The organism is Bradyrhizobium sp. cir1, assembly GCF_014198245.1.
GTDB lineage: Bacteria > Pseudomonadota > Alphaproteobacteria > Rhizobiales > Xanthobacteraceae > Bradyrhizobium.
On record NZ_JACIHE010000001.1, the window covers coordinates 605,235 to 619,390 of the forward strand.

Consider the following 14,156-nt stretch of genomic DNA (forward strand, 5'->3'; position numbering starts at 1 on the left):
AACATAATTTAAGCATTACTGCGGTCGAGGGCGCACCGACCGCTGTGGGGTATGTTCCGTGGTCAAGGTTCTCGACGAACACGAACGCACGATGGCGTTCGCCGAGGTAGCGCTCGGTCAGATCCGCTCGCTCCGCCAAACTGCAATTCCCCGCAATTACGAGATCTGGTACGTCTACGCCACCGGCTACAACGCACCGCTCAACAAGATCATCAACGAGACGCTGGCGCGCCACGGCAAGCTGACCGAAGCCGATCTCGAGCAGATCTACGAGACCTATCTCTCCCACATCAAGACCACCGACCGCATCGACAAGGTCGGCGCGCGCGTCATCGGCGAGATCGACGACGTGATGCGCGTACTCAGCGATGCGCTCGGGATGACCGGCTCCTACGATACAAGCCTGTCGGACGCGTCCGAAAAGCTGTCGTCGGCCAAGAGCCGCGAGCAGATCAAGGCGATCGTCGAGACGCTGCTGCGTTCGACCCGCGAGATGCGCGAGACCAACAAGGCGCTGGAGGACCGGCTGACGCTGTCGAAGAGCGAGATCAGCAATCTCCAGCAGAGCCTCGAGGCGATCCGCGCCGAGAGCCTGACCGACCCGCTCACGGGCCTCGGCAACCGCAAATATTTCGACCGCATGATCGGCATGGCCGTGCAGAGCGCGCTCGCCTCGGGCGAGCCGCTGTCGCTGCTGCTGTTCGACATCGATCACTTCAAGTCGTTCAACGATTCCTACGGCCATCTCACCGGCGACCAGGTGCTGAGGCTCGTCGGCCTGTCGCTGAAACAGACCATCAAGGGCCAGGACATCACCGCCCGTTACGGCGGCGAGGAATTCGCGGTGGTGCTGCCCAACACCGCGCTGCGCCAGGCCCTGACCGTCGCCGATCACATCCGCCGCGCGGTGATGGCGAAGGAATTGAAGAAGAAGTCGACCGGCGAGATCCTCGGTCGCGTCACCATCTCCGTCGGCGTCTCCCTGCTCAAGCAGGGCGACGACACCGACGCGCTGATCGAGCGTGCGGACGCCTGCCTCTACGCCGCCAAGCGCAACGGCCGCAACCGCGTGATCTGCGAAGCCGATCCGGAATTCGCGGTCGAGAGCCACAGCCGGGTGGCGTGAGCAGAGCCGCGCCCGTGCTTGACATTCCAGACTGACGACCGACATGTTCCTCGCCGCCTGACCGCGAGGACCTTGCGTCTTGCCCAATCCCCATGACTTCCACACGCCGCAACCGTCCTACACCAGGGACGAACTGCTGAGATCGAGCGAAGGCGGCTATTTCGGCCCGGGCAATGCGCAATTGCCGGCCCCGCCGATGCTGATGATGGACCGCATCACCGAGATCAGTCTTGACGGCGGAGAATTCGGCAAGGGCCATATCGTCGGCGAACTCGACGTCATACCAGGCCACTGGTTCTTCGATTGCCACTTTCGCGGCGACCCGCTGATGCCGCCGTCCCTGGGGCTCGACGCCATGTGGCAGATGATCGGCTATTGGCTCGGCTGGTCGGGCTCCCCCGGCAAGGGCCGCGCCATCGGCGTCGGCGAAGTCGAATGCACGGGCGAAATCACACCCGACACAAAGCGCGTGCACTACGAGGTCGCGATGCGCATGGTCCGGCGCGGCAAGCTCGTGCTCGGAATTGCCGACGGCCGCGTGCTTGCCGACGGCACCTGCATCTTCACGGCCAAGGACATGAGGGTCGGCCTGACCAAGGCCGCGGATTGAAGTCTCAGGTCTCGTAGGGTGGGCAAAGGCGCGCAAGCGCCGTGCCCACCATCAGGGCCGGCGCAAGGAATGGGGCACGCTTCCGCCTTCGCTCTACGAGCTTCGGCGGACAAGTCGCTTTGCCCACCCTACCGCACCGTTCTCCTGGTTGCTTTCTTGGCCGAACGCTTCTTGGCAGCGGGCTTCTTCGCCGTTGCCTTTTTCGCTGGCTTGCTCGCCCCCTTCTTCGCCTTCGGCCGCTTCTTCACCTTGGCACGCTGGGCGGCGGCGAGCGCCGCCCTCGCCCATTGGGCAAGCTCCGCCGAATCGTCGAACAGGCGCGCGGGCAGCTCCCAGTAGGAGTTGACCACCACGGTCTTGGCGCGGGTCGAATACTGGAACGGTTTTGAGCCTTCGGCTTCAAAGTCCGGGATGGTCACCTCGTCGGCGCGCAAGAACAGGCCGGCACGCAGCGACAGCGCGAAATTGGTGCCGTCGGCGGAGATGCCGTAGCCGGAGAACATTTTTCGGATGGTGACGGGGCCAAAATCGGCGAACAGGTCGATCAGGAATTCGCGGTCCATGGCCCAACTCTCTCCCCACCGTCGTCCTGGCGAAAGCCAGGACCCATTACCCCAGGGAGGAGTTTAACGAAGACTGCCCGTCACGCCAGCGTTGGTACTGACACCGCCCATCACCGAGAGATCACGCGGTATGGGTCCTGGCTTTCCGCCAGGACGACAGCGGAGTGAAACGAGAGCGCCGAGCTTACCCGTCGATCTTGGCCGGCCGCAGCTCGACCGACTCGCCGCAGCCGCAGGCGGAGACCTGGTTGGGATTGTTGAAGACGAACTGGGCCTGCATCTTGTCGGCCTTGTAGTCCATCTCGGTGCCGAGCAGGAACAGCACGGCCTTGGGATCGACCAGGATCTTGACGCCCTTGTCCTCGACGACCTCGTCGGTCGGGCGGATTTCGTGGGCGTATTCGACCGTGTAGGACTGACCGGCGCAGCCGCCGTTCTTCACGCCGACGCGCAAGCCCACGATCTCGGAGTCCGCACGCTGGGTCAGCTCGGTGATGCGCTGGGCAGCTGCATCCGTCAACCGCATCACCTGCGGGCGCGGCCGCCGGGGTTTTGGTGAGGATGCTGGTGTTGCCTGGGTCATGTTATTTATGTGGTCCGTTGCAGAACGAATTCAATGCGCGTTGAGACCGTCACCACATGTTGAGGACAAGGCGGGCCTCGTCGCTCATGCGCTCGGGCGACCACGGCGGCTCCCAGACGACCTTGACGTCGACCACCCCGACGCCGGGGACGCTGGCGACCGCGTTCTCGACCATGGTCGGCAGCTCGCCGGCGGCCGGACAGTTCGGCGTCGTCAGCGTCATCTGGACATCGACGGAGCGGTCGTCCTTGATCTCGACCTTGTAGATCAGGCCGAGCTCGTAGATGTCGGCCGGGATTTCCGGGTCGAACACGGTCTTGAGTCCGGCAATGATCTCGCGGGTCAGCCGCTCGGTCTCCTCCGGCGGCAGCGCCGAATGGGTCTCCATCGGATTGGCTTTGATTTCGGCCGTGTCACTCATGCGAACAAATCCCGCGCCTTCAGCAGCGCCTGTGCCAGATGATCGACTTCTTCCCGCGTATTATACATGCCGAACGAGGCCCGGCATGTCGCCGTGACGTTGAACCGCTCTAAAAGCGGCATGACGCAATGGGTACCGGCGCGCACGGCGATGCCCTGGCGGTCAATCACGGTGGCGACGTCGTGGGCATGCGCGCCCTTGAGCTCAAAGGAGATCACCGGCCCCTTGCCCCGTGCCGTGCCGATCAGCCGCAAAGAGTTGATCTCGCGGAGCCGATCCTGGGCGTAGGTGACGAGATCGTGCTCATGCGCGGCGATGCGCTCCTTGCCGATCGAATTGACGTAGTCGATGGCCGCGCCAAGGCCGACGGCCTCGACGATCGCGGGCGTGCCCGCCTCGAACTTGTGCGGGGGATCGCCATAGGTGACGACCTCGCGCGACACCTCGCGGATCATCTCGCCGCCGCCGTTGAAGGGGCGCATCGCGACCAGGTGATCGTACTTGGCCCAGAGCACGCCGATGCCGGTGGGACCATAGACCTTGTGGCCGGTGAAGACGTAGAAGTCGCAGCCGATGTCCCGGACGTCGACCGGAATATGCACGGCGCCCTGGCTGCCGTCGACCAGCACGGGAATCCCGCGGCCGTGGGCGATTCTGACGACGTCCTTGACCGGCACGATGGTGCCGAGCGCATTCGACATCTGCGTGATCGCGACCAGCTTGGTCTTCGATGTCAGCAGCTTCTCGAACTCGTCGATGAGGAAATTGCCCTCGTCGTCGACCGGCGCCCACTTGATCACGGCGCCCTGGCGTTCCCGCAAGAAATGCCACGGCACGATGTTGGAGTGGTGCTCCATGATCGAGATGACGATCTCGTCGCCTTCCCCGATGTTCGGCCCGCCCCAGGACGAGGCGACCAGATTGATCGCTTCCGTCGCGTTACGGGTGAAGATCACTTCCTCAGGTCGCGGCGCGTTGATGAACTGCGCGACCTTGGCGCGGCCACCCTCATAAGCTTCGGTCGCGGCGTTGGCGAGGTAGTGCAGGCCGCGATGCACGTTGGCGTATTCGCTCGTATAGGCCCGCGTCATGCGGTCGAGCACCGACTGCGGCTTCTGCGCCGAGGCGGCGTTGTCGAGATAGACCAGCGGCTTGCCGTAGACCTGCATCGCGAGCGCGGGAAAGTCCTGGCGCACGCGCGCAACGTCATAGGCGCCGTTCTTGACTGCCGGATGCGTGCTCATGACCGCCGCTCCAGCCAGCGCTCGGCGATGCCGATCACGTGCTCGCGCAAACCGTCATCGGCGATCTGCTCGATCGCTTCACCGACGAAGGCCTGGATCAGCAGCGCCTGGGCCTGCTTCTCCGGCAGGCCGCGTGCCTTCAGATAGAACAAGAGGCTGTCATCGAGCGCGCCGGCGGTGGCGCCGTGGCCGCAGGAGACGTCGTCGGCAAAGATTTCCAGCTCGGGCTTGTTGTCAGCCTCGGCTTCGTCCGAGAGCAAGAGCGCCCGGGTCATCATTTTGCCGTCGGTCTTCTGCGCGTCGGGACGGACGATGATGCGGCCCTGGAACACCGAATGGGCGCGATCGTCGATCACAGCGCGGAAGGTCTCGCGGCTGACGCAATTCGGCACGGCATGGTCGACCACCAGCGTGGTGTCGCCATGCTCGGTCTTCTGCAGCAGGTTCACACCGTTGGCCGAGAGCTCGCTGCCCTCGCCCGAGAACGTAATGAAGCCCTGCAGGCGGCTGACCGCCGCGCCCGTCGTCATGTTGAAGAAGTTCAACTTCACATTGGCGCCGACAGTGACGAAGTGCGACGAGACGTTCACCGCGTCGGGCGCATCGTCCATCAGGCGGATATGCGCGAGGTCGGCGTCTGCTCCGACCCAGAGGATCACCGCATCGTTGACCTGATAGCCGCCGGCCTTTCCGGCTGCGACGAAGCTCTCTACGACAGTGGCACGCACGCCTTTGCCAATCCGCAGATGCGAGCGGGTGAACGCGGACGCACCAGCCGCCGTCGCCACATGAATGACCTGGATCGGCGCGGACAAATGAGTGCCGTCAGCCACCGAGACCACAACGCCGTCCGTCGCCAGGGCCGCATTGAGCGAGATGACCGCATCGCTCGACACAGTCTGGAGGAGATCGCCGGCGGCGGGATTGGCCTCATTCGTGAGAACCTCGCGCAGCGTCTTGATGCTGACCTCGGACGCGAGCGCCTTCACGTCGGAGAGCTCGGCCGTGAACACGCCGTCGACCAGCACCAGTTTGCGGGCGCCTTCAAACGCATGCGCCTTGACCGCTTCCGCGGCGCGCTTCAGCGCGGCCGCATCGGGACTGGCTGCCAGCGGCAGCACCTCGCCGACCAGCGCGCGCAGATCGGTGTACTTCCATTCCTCGATCCGGCGATGCGGCAGGCCGAGACGCTCATAGGTCTCGAACGCCTCGCGGCGCACTGCTGCCACTCCCGGCGAACCCGGCAAGCGGCCTTCAGCGCTGGCGAAGAGATCGCTCACCGCGCGGCCGTTCCCGGTCTTTGCCACAGCAACGTTCATCGCAAATTCCTTACGCGTCCTCGAACTGGGTGTAGCCGGACGCCTCCAGCTCCAGCGCCAGATCCTTAGCGCCGCTCTTCACGACCCGACCGCGCGACATCACGTGCACGAAATCAGGGACGATGTAGTTCAGCAGCCGCTGATAGTGGGTGATGACGACCATCGCGCGCCCCGGCGAGCGCAGTGCGTTGACGCCGTCGGCCGCAATGCGCAGCGCGTCAATGTCGAGGCCGGAATCCATCTCGTCGAGGATGCACAGGCTGGGCTCGAACAGTGCCATCTGCAGCACCTCGTTGCGCTTCTTCTCACCGCCGGAGAAGCCGACGTTGACGCCGCGCTTGAGCATGTCCTGCGGAATGTTCAGCGACTTCGAGACCTCGCGGACCTTCTTCAGGAAGTCCGGGGTCGAATATTCGCTCTCGCCGCGCGCCTTGCGCTGCGCGTTCAGCGCGGTACGCAGGAACGTCATGGTGGCGACGCCCGGGATCTCGACCGGATACTGGAATGCCAGGAACACGCCCTTGGCGGCGCGCTCGTCCGGGTCCATCTCGAGGAGGTCCTCGCCCTTGAACAGGATCTGGCCGTCGGTGACCTCGTAGCCGGGCTTGCCGGCGATGACGTGCGAGAGCGTCGATTTGCCGGAGCCGTTCGGCCCCATGATCGCGTGCACCTCGCCCTCGTTCACGGTCAGCGTCAGCCCGTGGAGGATCTCACGCTCCTCGACGCGAACCTTCAGGTCTTTCACTTCAAGCAAAGCCATCTTGGTATCCAGTCTATTCAATTGATGTTGGAGCGCCGGAGCGCGCCGCCGGGGTCGGCGATCAGCCAACCGACCCTTCAAGCGAGATCGAGATCAGCTTCTGCGCTTCCACCGCGAACTCCATCGGCAGCTGCTGCAGCACGTCCTTGACGAAGCCGTTGACGACGAGGCCGACCGCTTCTTCCTGCGAAAGGCCGCGCTGGATGCAGTAGAACAGCACGTCCTCGGAGATCTTCGAGGTCGTCGCCTCGTGCTCGAACGTCGCGGACGAGTTCTTCGCCTCGATGTACGGCACGGTGTGCGCGCCGCATTTGTCGCCGATCAGCAGCGAGTCGCAGGCGGTGAAGTTGCGCGCGCCGGTCGCTTTCCGGTGCGCGGTGACGAGACCGCGATAGGTGTTCTGCGACTTGCCGGCGGCGATGCCCTTGGAGATGATGCGGCTCGACGTGTTCTTGCCGAGATGGATCATCTTGGTGCCGCTATCGACCTGCTGGAAGCCGTTCGAGATCGCGATCGAGTAGAACTCACCGCGCGAATTGTCGCCGCGGAGAATGCAGCTCGGATATTTCCAGGTGATCGCCGAACCGGTCTCGACCTGGGTCCAGGAGATCTTGGAATTGTTGCCGCGGCAGTCGCCACGCTTGGTGACGAAATTGTAGATGCCGCCCTTGCCTTCCGAATTGCCGGGATACCAGTTCTGCACCGTCGAATATTTGATCTCGGCATCGTCGAGCGTGACGAGTTCGACCACGGCCGCATGCAGCTGGTTCTCGTCGCGCTGCGGCGCGGTGCAGCCTTCGAGATAGGAGACGTAGGAGCCCTTGTCGGCGATGATCAGCGTGCGCTCGAACTGCCCGGTGTTGCGCTCGTTGATGCGGAAATAGGTCGACAGCTCCATCGGGCAGCGCACGCCCGGCGGCACGTAGACGAACGAGCCGTCGGAGAACACCGCCGAGTTCAGCGTCGCGTAGAAATTGTCCGAGGTCGGAACCACCGAGCCCAGATATTTCTGCACCAGCTCAGGGTGCTCGCGGATCGCCTCCGAGATCGGCATGAAGATCACGCCGGCCTTCTTCAGCTCCGCCTTGAACGTCGTCGCGACCGAGACCGAATCGAAGACAGCATCGACCGCGATCTTGCGGCGGGCCGGATCTTCCTCGCCGACCTTCGGCTCCACGCCTTCGAGCATGGCGACTTCCCGCAAGGGGATGCCGAGCTTCTCGTAGGTCTTCAGGATCTCCGGATCGATCTCATCCAGGGACGAGACCGCCTTCTTCGGCTTCGGCGCTGCGTAATAGTAGATGTCCTGGAAGTCGATCTTGGGATACTCGACGCGCGCCCAGGTCGGCTCACGCATGGTCAGCCAGCGCCGATACGCCTCAAGCCGCCACTGGAGCATCCAGGCGGGTTCGTTCTTCTTCTGTGAGATGAATTTTACGATCTCTTCCGACAGACCCTTCGGGGCCTTCTCGGAGTCGATCAGGGTCTCAAACCCATAACGATACTGGTCGACGTCGATGCGCTTCACGCGCTCGACCGTCTCTTGTACGGCTGGCATTCCATCCTCCGCTCGCGGTTTCAAGGACCGCGGTGGATCAAACTTGGACGACTATTACGATGTTTCTGGGCGGAAAGCACGTGCTTAGAACCGTTCAAGCCGTGTTTCGTCACCTTAGCCCTTAAGTAGGGTATTACCGAGCTTTCGCCAAGCCTCTAACGCCCGATTGATGTCCTCAGCTTCCGTGGACCAGCCCAGACTGAGGCGCACCGCTCCCTGGGCCACGGCGGGGTCGTACCCCATGGCCGACAGCACATGGGACGGCTGGACCTTTCCCGAGGAGCAGGCGGAGCCGGAGGATACCGCAATCCCTTCGAGGTCGAAGCCGATTACGGCAGTCTCGGCCTTGAGGCCATGCGCCGTGAACAGAGTGGTATTGGCTAACCGCGCCGCATCATCCGAGAAGATCGTCGCCCCGGCGATCGCCTTGATGCCATTTTCCAAGCGATCTCTAAGGGTTGCCATCCGCTGCGCATCCTCCGGCAGAGCCTGAAGCGCGGCCTTTACGGCGGCGCCGAAGCCGGCGATGCCCGCGACGTTCTCGGTTCCCGCGCGGCGATTGAGCTCCTGCCCGCCCCCTCTCAGCAACGGCTCCAGCCCCGCAATCCCTTCCACCACGACCAGCGCGCCGACACCCTTGGGACCGCCGATCTTGTGCGCAGAAAAGGTCGCAAGGTCGGCGCCTATCTCGTTAATATTGAACGCGATTTTTCCGAGCGCCTGGATCGCATCGACGTGCAGGAGGCCGCCGGCCTCGTGAACGATCCGTGCCGCCTCCGCGACCGGTTGGAGCGCGCCGGTCTCGTTGTTCGCGGCCATGATCGAGACCAGCGCGGGCGGTCCATCCATGAGCTGCGCCTTCAGATGATCGAGATCGACCACGCCGGCGCGCATCACCCTGACATGGCCGATCCTGTCCGCCGGGAACCGGCCGCCTGACAGCACCGAGGCGTGCTCGACGGCGGAGACCAGCAGCCGCTCGACGGGGCTACCCGCCGGTCCCCGCAGACCAGGCGACAGCGCCAGCGCATTGGCCTCGGTGCCAGCGGAGGTGAAGACGACATTGCGCGGCAGCCCGCCGACCGCAGCCGCGAGCGCGGCACGGGCGTCCTCGACCAGCCGCCGTGCCTCGCGCCCTTCGGCATGGACCGAGGAGGGATTGCCGAGCAGGTCCCAGGCCGCGAGCATCGCGGCGCGCGCCTCGGGGCGAAGCGGCGTCGTCGCATTCCAGTCGAGATACACCCGGGTCGGCATAGAGTAATATATTACCTTATATTCACAGAGGCCCGCCTCCCGCCCGACATGGGCCGCGGCCGCGCCCTTGGCAACCTGATTCCGGACCCGCGCGTCCCGGTGACACGTCCATGACGCGCTAACGCCTTGAGCCCATTGGCCGATGTTCAAGATGCTTGCTTTTTGCCCCTCGGCCCATGTTAGAACGCGCACCGTCAAGTCACCGCGCGCCGTTTGCGCATCACCGCGAGGCGCACGCCTTCTCACCCTTCATTCGCGCTTTCGTCGGCATCCGCCGATGAAGCCACAATCGGTTGATTGCCGAGGATCCTCGCGCCAGCACATCAATCAAGAGATCATCGATGCCTGAAGTCATTTTCGCCGGCCCCGCCGGCCGTCTCGAAGGCCGCTATCACCCGGCCAAGCAGAAGAACGCGCCGATCGCGATGATCCTGCACCCGCATCCGCAGTTCCACGGCACGATGAACCATCAGATCGTGTACCAGTGCTACTACGCCTTCGCGCATCGCGGCTTCTCGGTGCTGCGCTTCAATTTCCGCGGCGTCGGCCGCAGCCAGGGCTCGTTCGACCACGGCACCGGCGAATTGTCGGATGCGGCGGCAGCCCTCGACTGGGCGCAGACCATCAATCCCGAAGCGCGCGCCTGCTGGGTCGCCGGTTTCTCCTTCGGCGCCTGGATCGGCATGCAGCTCCTGATGCGCCGTCCCGAGGTCGAAGGCTTCATCTCGATCGCGCCGCCGGCCAACCTCTACGACTTCTCGTTCCTCGCGCCCTGCCCGTCGTCGGGTCTGATCGTGCATGGCGAGAAGGACGCGGTGGTGCCGCCGAAGGACGTCAACACGCTGGTCGAGAAGCTGAAGACGCAGAAGGGCATCGTGATCGACCAGCAGATCATCCCCGGCGCCAACCACTTCTTCGACGCCAAGCTCGAGCCGCTGATGGAAACCATCACCGCGTATCTGGACATGCGCCTCGCGAACGTGCGCTGAGGCGCAATGTTTTGAGCATGATCTTATCGGAAAACCGCTTCGCACTTTTCCGGATCATGCTCTAAGCCAGCTTGAGCGCGACGATCCCCATCAAGACGAGCGCGATGCCCGCTAGCTTCATCGCGCTCAAGGTCTCGCCGAACAGCACGACGCCCATGACGAAGGTGCCGGCCGCGCCAATGCCGGTCCATACCGAATAGGCGACGCCGACCTCGAGCACCTTCAAAGCACGCCCAAGCAGGAAGACGAAGGCGGCGAGCAGCACCAGCGAGGCGATGCTCCAGCCCGCGCGCGTGTAGCCTTCCGCATATTTCATCGAGATCGCCCAGCCGACATCGAGCGCGCCGGCGATCACCAGCATCAGCCAGGCCACAGAGGACGACATCGGCGCGCGCTCAGGCCGCGAGCTTAAGCAGATGCGCGTCATGGCGGACGAGGAAGGCGCGCAGCAATTGCGCATAGTCTTCGCCGACAGCAGTGCGGACGCTCGGACGCTTCGCGAGCTCGGCGCGCCAGGCGCGCACCTTCGGCACATCGTTGAAGATGCCGTGGTCAGTCAATTCATCGAACAAATCGAAGTAGCGGAAGATCGGCGCGAACACGGCATCGACGAGGCTGAACGCATCGCCCGCAAAGAACGGGCCTGCGCCGAGCGCCGCTTCGACACGCGCGAATTTCGCCGCAAGCGCCTGGCGCTTGCTGTCGAACGTCGCCGGATCCGTCGTCGTCTCCAGCCCCCAGAGATCGCCCAGGATTGCCGAACCGAACTCCATCCAGGCGCGGTGCTCGGCACGTTTGAGCGCATCCGCCGGATGCAGCTTCGCGCCGCTTAGCGTCTCCTCGATGTACTCGCAGATCACGTTGCTCTCGAACAGCGCGACCTCGCCCTTCTCCGTCGTCACCACCAGCACCGGCACCTTGCCGAGCGGCGACAGTTTGAGAAACCAGTCGGGCTTGTTGGCGAGATCGATGTCGATCCGCTCGAACGGCACGCCCTTCTCCTTCAGCGCGATCACGGCGCGCTGCACATAGGGGCAAAGCTTGTGGCTGACCAGTTTCAGTGAAGCAGTCATGGCGGCGATCCCGGTGGTTCGATGCAACTGCATTCAAGATAAATGCATTTGCATGCACCCGTCAAGATCAATGCATCTGCATCAATCGACCGTGACCTCAGGGCCGCGCAATCACCCCGCCGGTCATCGGCATCGGGACGCCCGTGGTCGTCGGATAGGACAGCGGCAGGCCTTTCAGGCCGCGTGCGGCGAGGAAGCCGAAGGCCTGCGCCTCGATGGCGTCGGAGGCCCAGCCGAGGGTCTCGGCGGCCTCGACGGTGGCCGAGCCCACACGGTCCCGCAGCATCCGCAGCATGGTGAGGTTGCGGGCGCCGCCGCCGCAGACGATCCAGCTCCGCGGCCGGCGTGGCAGCAGCGGGATGATTCGGGCGATCGCAGCAGCGGTAAAGGCGGTGAGCGTCGCTGCGCCGTCGGCCGGCGCCACGTCGCCGAGCTTGAGCGCGGTAAAGTCGTTGCGATCGAGCGATTTCGGCGGCGGGCTTGCGAAGAACGGCAATTGCAGCGCGCGCGCGATCCAGGCTTCATCCGCCTTGCCGAGCGCTGCGAACTTGCCTTCCGCGTCGAAGGCCTGGTTCATGGTGCGGTACATGAAATCGTCGAGCAGCGCATTGCCCGGCCCGGTGTCGCAGGCGATCAGCGTATCGTTGCCGTCGATATAGGTGATGTTGGAGACGCCGCCGATGTTGACCACGACGATCGGCCCCTCGCGCTCCAGCGAATTGGCGAGCGCCCGATGGTAGACCGGTACGAGCGGGGCGCCCTGCCCGCCGGCCTCGACGTCGGCGGCGCGGAAGTCGTGCATCACGGGAATATGGATCGCCCTGGCCAGCGCCAACGCATCGCCGATCTGCACCGTCAGCCGCTTCTCAGGGCGGTGCAGCACGGTCTGGCCATGGAAACCGACGATGTCGATGTCCTCCGGCCTCATCCGGTTCTGGGCGACAAAGGCGGCCACAGCCTCGGCATGCGCCAGAGTCACCACGCGCTCGGCCTCGGCGAGGCTTCCCGGCCGGGCATCGCGTTGCGACAGGTGCACCGCCTCGCTCAGCGCCTGGCGCAGCAGGTTGCGCTCCGCCGGGCTATAGGGCCGGTAGCCGGACGGCCCGAACGCCTTCACCTGCTTTCCGTCGGTTTCGATCAGCGCGACGTCGACCCCGTCCAGCGAGGTGCCGCTCATCAAACCGAGTGCCGTCAACATCATGGATCAGCGTCCTCAAAAGACCCCCTCCGGCATGCCGATCTTGTGCCAGAGGGACACATCTTATAATGCCACAGCGCCAAGTGGCGGGCAGCAACCGAGTTCCCCCGGAAGACCCTTAAATTGCTCCCGAAACAGTAAACCAAGAATTGTCAGGCGCGCCGACAGATGACTGCATTTAAATCGGATTTCCTCAACACCCTGCAGGAACGTGGATTCATCCACCAGTGCTCCGATTTCGAGGGGCTGGACGCCCTCGCCGCCAAGGGCGAGGCGACCGCCTATGTCGGCTACGATTGCACCGCCCGCTCGCTGCACATCGGCAACTACCTGACCATGATGATGCTGCATTGGCTGCAGCAGTCCGGCAACAAGCCGATCACGCTGATGGGCGGCGGCACCACCATGGTCGGCGATCCCTCCGGCAAGGACGAGACGCGCGCGATGCGCACCGTCGCCGAGATCGAGGCCAACAAGGAATCGATCCGCGGCGTGTTCGCAAAGGTGCTGCGCTACGGCACTGGTGCGAGCGACGCCATCATGCTCGACAATGCCGAGTGGCTGACCAGGCTGAACTGGATCGAGATGCTGCGCGACGTCGGCCGCCACTTCTCGGTCAACCGCATGCTGACCATGGACTCCGTGCGCCTGCGCCTCGAGCGCGAGCAGGAGATGAGCTTCATCGAGTTCAATTACATGGTCTGCCAGTCCTACGACTTCGTCGAGCTCGCCAAGCGCACCGGCTGCAAATTGCAGATGGGCGGCTCCGATCAGTGGGGCAACATCATCATGGGCGTCGATCTCGGCCGCCGCATGGGCACCCATCAATTGTTCGCGCTGACGACGCCGCTGCTGACGACCGCGTCGGGCGCCAAGATGGGCAAGACTGCGCAAGGCGCGGTCTGGCTCAATGCCGACCAGTTCTCGCCCTATGACTTCTGGCAGTACTGGCGTAACACTGAGGACGCCGACGTCGGCAAGTTCCTGAAACTGTTCACGACGCTGCCGATAGCTGAGATCAAGAAGCTCGAGGCGCTCGGCGGCTCGGAGATCAACGAGGCCAAGAAGGTGCTCGCGACCGAGGCGACCGCGCTGCTGCACGGCCGCGACGCCGCGAACGAAGCCGCCGAAACCGCGCGCCGCACTTTCGAGGAAGGCGCGCTCGCAGAGAGTCTCCCGACGGTGGAAATTCCGCGCGGCGAACTCGACTCAGGGCTCGGCGTGCTCAACGCCTTCGTCAAGGCGGGCTTGGTTGCCTCCAATGGCGAGGCCAGGCGCCAGATCAAGGGCGGCGGCCTGCGCGTCAACGACGCGCCCGTCACCGACGAGAAGATGGCGCTATCAGCGGCCAATCTGACGCCGGAAGGCGTGGTCAAGCTGTCGTTCGGCAAGAAGAAGCACGTCCTCATCAAGCCTGCATAGGCGTATGAGCTTTTGATGCTTGTCAGGGCGCACGGA

General features: G+C 64.1%; 15 protein-coding genes. 4 read left to right on the top strand and 11 right to left on the bottom strand.

Annotation, left to right across the window (positions count from 1 at the left end):
- Positions 1-58 precede the first annotated feature (58 nt).
- Positions 59-1,126 (top strand): GGDEF domain-containing protein, encoded by a 1,068-nt coding sequence (locus GGD63_RS02935; RefSeq protein ID WP_183239386.1) that lies wholly within the window; start codon positions 59-61, stop codon positions 1,124-1,126.
- Positions 1,127-1,205: 79 nt separating this feature from the next.
- Positions 1,206-1,736 (top strand): bifunctional 3-hydroxydecanoyl-ACP dehydratase/trans-2-decenoyl-ACP isomerase, encoded by a 531-nt coding sequence (fabA, locus tag GGD63_RS02940; protein ID WP_183239387.1) that lies wholly within the window; start codon positions 1,206-1,208, stop codon positions 1,734-1,736.
- 128 nt (positions 1,737-1,864) lie between these two features.
- On the opposite strand, the gene GGD63_RS02945 is transcribed toward fabA, so the two are convergent.
- The 8 genes from GGD63_RS02945 to GGD63_RS02980 form a co-directional block, all read right to left on the bottom strand.
- A complete protein-coding gene (locus tag GGD63_RS02945) occupies positions 1,865-2,299 on the bottom strand; it encodes a TfoX/Sxy family protein (RefSeq protein WP_183239388.1) in 435 nt (144 codons plus the stop codon).
- Between the two features lie 184 nt (positions 2,300-2,483).
- Complete coding sequence (locus GGD63_RS02950; protein WP_026311794.1) at positions 2,484-2,882, bottom strand: iron-sulfur cluster assembly accessory protein; 399 nt, start codon at positions 2,880-2,882, stop codon at positions 2,484-2,486.
- 49 nt (positions 2,883-2,931) lie between these two features.
- Positions 2,932-3,303: an SUF system Fe-S cluster assembly protein gene (locus GGD63_RS02955; protein ID WP_018641712.1), complete on the bottom strand. Its 372-nt coding sequence runs from the start codon at positions 3,301-3,303 to the stop codon at positions 2,932-2,934.
- Positions 3,300-4,547, bottom strand: coding sequence for a cysteine desulfurase (locus GGD63_RS02960; RefSeq protein ID WP_183239389.1), 1,248 nt, complete (start codon positions 4,545-4,547; stop codon positions 3,300-3,302). The genes GGD63_RS02955 and GGD63_RS02960 overlap by 4 nt, the downstream gene beginning before the upstream one ends.
- Positions 4,544-5,866, bottom strand: coding sequence for a Fe-S cluster assembly protein SufD (sufD, locus tag GGD63_RS02965; RefSeq protein ID WP_183239390.1), 1,323 nt, complete (start codon positions 5,864-5,866; stop codon positions 4,544-4,546). Before sufD ends, GGD63_RS02960 begins: the two co-directional genes overlap by 4 nt.
- A gap of 10 nt (positions 5,867-5,876) precedes the next feature.
- The gene (gene sufC, locus GGD63_RS02970; protein WP_183239391.1) at positions 5,877-6,626 is read right to left on the bottom strand and encodes a Fe-S cluster assembly ATPase SufC; all 750 of its coding nucleotides are present in this window, start codon (positions 6,624-6,626) and stop codon (positions 5,877-5,879) included.
- A 61-nt stretch (positions 6,627-6,687) separates the two neighbouring features.
- Positions 6,688-8,184: a Fe-S cluster assembly protein SufB gene (sufB, locus tag GGD63_RS02975; protein WP_183239392.1), complete on the bottom strand. Its 1,497-nt coding sequence runs from the start codon at positions 8,182-8,184 to the stop codon at positions 6,688-6,690.
- A gap of 114 nt (positions 8,185-8,298) precedes the next feature.
- Positions 8,299-9,438 (bottom strand): cysteine desulfurase family protein, encoded by a 1,140-nt coding sequence (locus GGD63_RS02980; protein WP_183239687.1) that lies wholly within the window; start codon positions 9,436-9,438, stop codon positions 8,299-8,301.
- 341 nt (positions 9,439-9,779) lie between these two features.
- Here GGD63_RS02980 and GGD63_RS02985 point away from each other — a divergent pair, with 341 nt between their 5' ends.
- On the top strand, positions 9,780-10,427 hold the full coding sequence (locus tag GGD63_RS02985; protein ID WP_018641706.1) for an alpha/beta hydrolase: 648 nt from the start codon (positions 9,780-9,782) through the stop codon (positions 10,425-10,427).
- Positions 10,428-10,488: 61 nt separating this feature from the next.
- Here the strand turns inward: GGD63_RS02985 and GGD63_RS02990 are convergent, their stop codons facing one another.
- From GGD63_RS02990 to GGD63_RS03000, 3 genes are all read right to left on the bottom strand, one after another.
- Positions 10,489-10,812, bottom strand: a complete 324-nt coding sequence (locus GGD63_RS02990) for a multidrug efflux SMR transporter (RefSeq protein ID WP_183239393.1) — start codon at positions 10,810-10,812, stop codon at positions 10,489-10,491.
- A 10-nt stretch (positions 10,813-10,822) separates the two neighbouring features.
- Positions 10,823-11,500, bottom strand: coding sequence for a glutathione S-transferase family protein (locus tag GGD63_RS02995; RefSeq protein ID WP_183239394.1), 678 nt, complete (start codon positions 11,498-11,500; stop codon positions 10,823-10,825).
- 97 nt (positions 11,501-11,597) lie between these two features.
- Positions 11,598-12,701 carry an anhydro-N-acetylmuramic acid kinase gene (locus tag GGD63_RS03000; protein WP_183239395.1) on the bottom strand — a complete coding sequence of 368 codons (1,104 nt, stop codon included), beginning with the start codon at positions 12,699-12,701 and terminating at the stop codon, positions 11,598-11,600.
- 165 nt (positions 12,702-12,866) lie between these two features.
- Between GGD63_RS03000 and tyrS the strand changes: the two genes are divergently transcribed.
- On the top strand, positions 12,867-14,120 hold the full coding sequence (tyrS, locus tag GGD63_RS03005) for a tyrosine--tRNA ligase (protein ID WP_183239396.1): 1,254 nt from the start codon (positions 12,867-12,869) through the stop codon (positions 14,118-14,120).
- Positions 14,121-14,156: the final 36 nt, after the last annotated feature.